General features: G+C 35.1%; 2 protein-coding genes. One reads left to right on the top strand and one right to left on the bottom strand.

What is annotated here, in order from left to right; translation table 11 throughout:
- Nucleotides 1–666: T9SS type A sorting domain-containing protein (locus ACK5ON_RS05480; RefSeq protein WP_409820640.1), on the top strand; the 666-nt coding region annotated here is incomplete at its 5' end.
- A gap of 457 nt (nucleotides 667–1,123) precedes the next feature.
- Here the strand turns inward: ACK5ON_RS05480 and ACK5ON_RS05485 are convergent.
- Nucleotides 1,124–3,298: DUF5686 family protein (locus ACK5ON_RS05485; protein ID WP_409820642.1), on the bottom strand; the 2,175-nt coding region annotated here is incomplete at its 5' end.

Here is a 3,298-nt window from a genome sequence, read left to right on the forward strand (position 1 = left end):
CAGTTCAGTACTTCGTATTCGGTATCAGTACAATACAAACTAGTGAACAATGGTACAGAATTATGGTCAGGTTATGGATCAGATTGTATTTTGAATACACAAATATTCCCAACCACCGAGGTTACACCAGCATTGTGTGGAATGCCATCAACTACATTAACTCAATCGTTAACGATAGTTCCTGTTTCAGGTGCCACTATTTACAGAGTATCATTATTTGAACAAGTAGATGAGAATTTGGTACAAGTAGGTGCTTCTATCAATAGAACCGTGGCTAACTTTACCTTGGGCATGTTCACAGGTGCTACAGTTAACAAGAACTACGTAGTAACGGTATCGGTACAATTGGGTGGCGTGTTTGGACCAGAAGGAAGAGGATGTGATATCTCTACATTTGTAGCCAGAACAGCTAAAGTACCGTTTGGTGCTACAGCATATCCAAACCCATTTGCAAGTGGTTTTAATATAGATGTTACTACTTCTGTAGACAGCACACCAATTGCTATCAAAGTATACGATATGGTAGGTAGATTGATTGAGCAACATACAGCTCAAGTTAATGAGTTAGAGACTATGACTATCGGAGATCGTTATCCAAGTGGGGTTTACAATGTTACTGTAACCCAAGGCGAGGAAACGAGAACGGTTAGAGTAGTGAAAAGATAATCGAAATACGAAGTACGGAGTATGAAGTACGAAGTTGGGAGATGATAGAATGGAGTATTAAGTATTAAGACTAAATAGTACTAAAATCCCTGTCTCGTTTGTTAACGAGATGGGGATTTTTTTGTTTTACCGCGAAGTCAGGAAATTACGCTAAGATTTTTAGGGTTACACATTTTTTTTGTACAGTATCAGGTTTTCAAATAGTTGGTAATATATACCCCACGAGCGTAGCACATAGTAAAGTAGTTTGTAGATATATACTCCCTGATGCGGGAATGCCATCCAACAACTTGTAGATATATATCCCCTGATGAGGGAATGCCATCCAACAACTTGTAGACCTATACCTCACGAGCGTAGGATATAGTAAAATAGTTTGTAGCTATATACCCTACGAGCGTAGCACATAGTAAAATAGTTTGTAGACCTATACCCTACGAGAATAGGATATAGTAAATTAATCTATGATATTCAAAAACTTCAATCCAAAAATTACGCCGTCACCTTGATAACCGTTTTGATAAGAACGGATGTAATCCAAACGCAGAAATCTATATTTTCCAAAACCTAAATTATCCAATCCTACTGTAAACTCCTGATAGGGCTTTCGCTCTTGTATGGCAAGATTGTGAAATCCAAGAACCAATTGCGATTGTAAAAGTTTCAACAACGGAATTTTATTCATCAAATACCCTTTGTCGTTGTGTTCTATATGGGTTTCAAAATAACTGTCATTGGTGCTGGCAGTATAATAGGGTAAAAAATTAAAGACATTAGTATAACTATCTGTTTGCCCAATATGAGTTTGATTTCCGTTGAAATGTTTGTAATCTACAAACGAAATATTGTCGGCATTAAAAAACTTTCCAGCTTTACTGTTTATTTGAAGTAACCCTTTGTTTCCTAGTGTTACATCATAATTTACTCTTCCCATAATCAAATCATATTCATAATTTTTATCGGTGGCAGCAAATGTTTTTTCGTAGCCCAAAGTCAAGGAAGGATAATCGTCATTTGGAATATTGAATTTTCCATCGGGTCTTGTCCAATATTTTTGCCCAAAATTAAAACGCATCAGCACATTGGCTTTGACTAGATTATGTTTTTCTATAGCAGCTGTGGTTTCATTTGTTGGGTCAAGCGGATTGTTGGAAGTATACAAATCGTTACTTTTTATAATAGTATAATCGGTGGTGTTGTACAACGGTTTTCGTTCAGCATATTCCGCATTTACGTTCATGTAAAAACCATTGACAACTTCTCTACCATAAAAAGCAGAAACAAAATTCTTTTCATACAACTTCATGAAATTGTTTTTGAAAAACAACGTACTCACCATGTTCACCAAATTTGAAATTGGGTTATTGGCATTGAATTGATTGATGGAACTTCCGCCATTAACGCTAATGGTACTGTTGTTATTATTGTTGAACTTATGAGTAAAATTAACTGTAGCCCATAGTTTGTTTTCTGAAAAGCCATAATCAAATCGAGAACCTATTCTGGTGTACGTTCTTTTTTCTTCGTCTCTTTTGACGTAGGACAATCCGGCATTTAGTTTCCAACCTTGAACCGTGTTGAAACTGATTGTCATCAATGGGCCATCATAATTCAATGACCATTTTTGGAATGAATTATTATAACTGTATCCCATCAAAACATCCATAAATTTGAATTTATTTTTCTTGCTATCAATGGAGTCTAAATAGGGTTTGGATTTCTTTTTGGTTTGCAGAACATCTTTTTTCATATAATCGGTGGTTTCCTCTTCTGTTAATGGCACAGGGCGAATGGTATTCCAAAAATCGTTGTCTTTTTTATTGGCATTTTCTTCGAACTTCAATACTTCGCTGGAGAACGTTTTCTTATCAAATTGGTTGGGAAATTCAAAATTAGAATAGACATAAGTAAACCGTCCGTTTAGTTTTATACTAAGTAAACCGGCAACAAAATCAATGGTTTGTGTATTTTTCACCCAAATTTTATTGTTGGAATTGTAACTAAAACTTTGTTTAAGTATCAGTTTATCAATAGCAGGTGTTTGCATTTGATTGCCATTTATAGCTAAATCTACGGCATAAATAGAATAGGAATCATCTTCTATATAAATATAACCTTCCATGGTAGGTTCGGTATCACGACGTGGAATAACTTTTATTTTGTTAATCTGCTGACGGTTTTCGGTAAAAAAGGAACCTTCAAATTTGTATTTATAATAACTGAAAGCGTTATCGGCAATGGGTGAAACCACATTAATTTGGAAAGGAAGGTAATTTTCATAAAAATCAAAATTCGCAGAATCTGCATTATTAAAACTGAAACCGTTATCATTACCACTTACTTTTGAAGCCACAATGACTTCCTTCATTTTATCGGGTTTTTGGAAAGTGATTTTTGAAACGGTTTCCGATAGATATAGAATACCACTGCGAGTAGAGTCTAATACTTCATCAAAAAAATCGAATTTTTGACCCAATATCGTTTTTGGAGCATCTTTAATTCTAAAAATGCCTCTGGAATAAAAGTCAGCTTTGTAGCGTGCCGTTTTTTCGGAATTTTCTTTTTTGTTAGCAATTGCTTTGCGTATGATTTCGTTTGCTGGATTGTCTTTTGCATTAATGACTACTTCGTT

It is taken from the genome of Flavobacterium sp., assembly GCF_046317795.1.
Taxonomy (GTDB): Bacteria; Bacteroidota; Bacteroidia; order Flavobacteriales; family Flavobacteriaceae; genus Flavobacterium.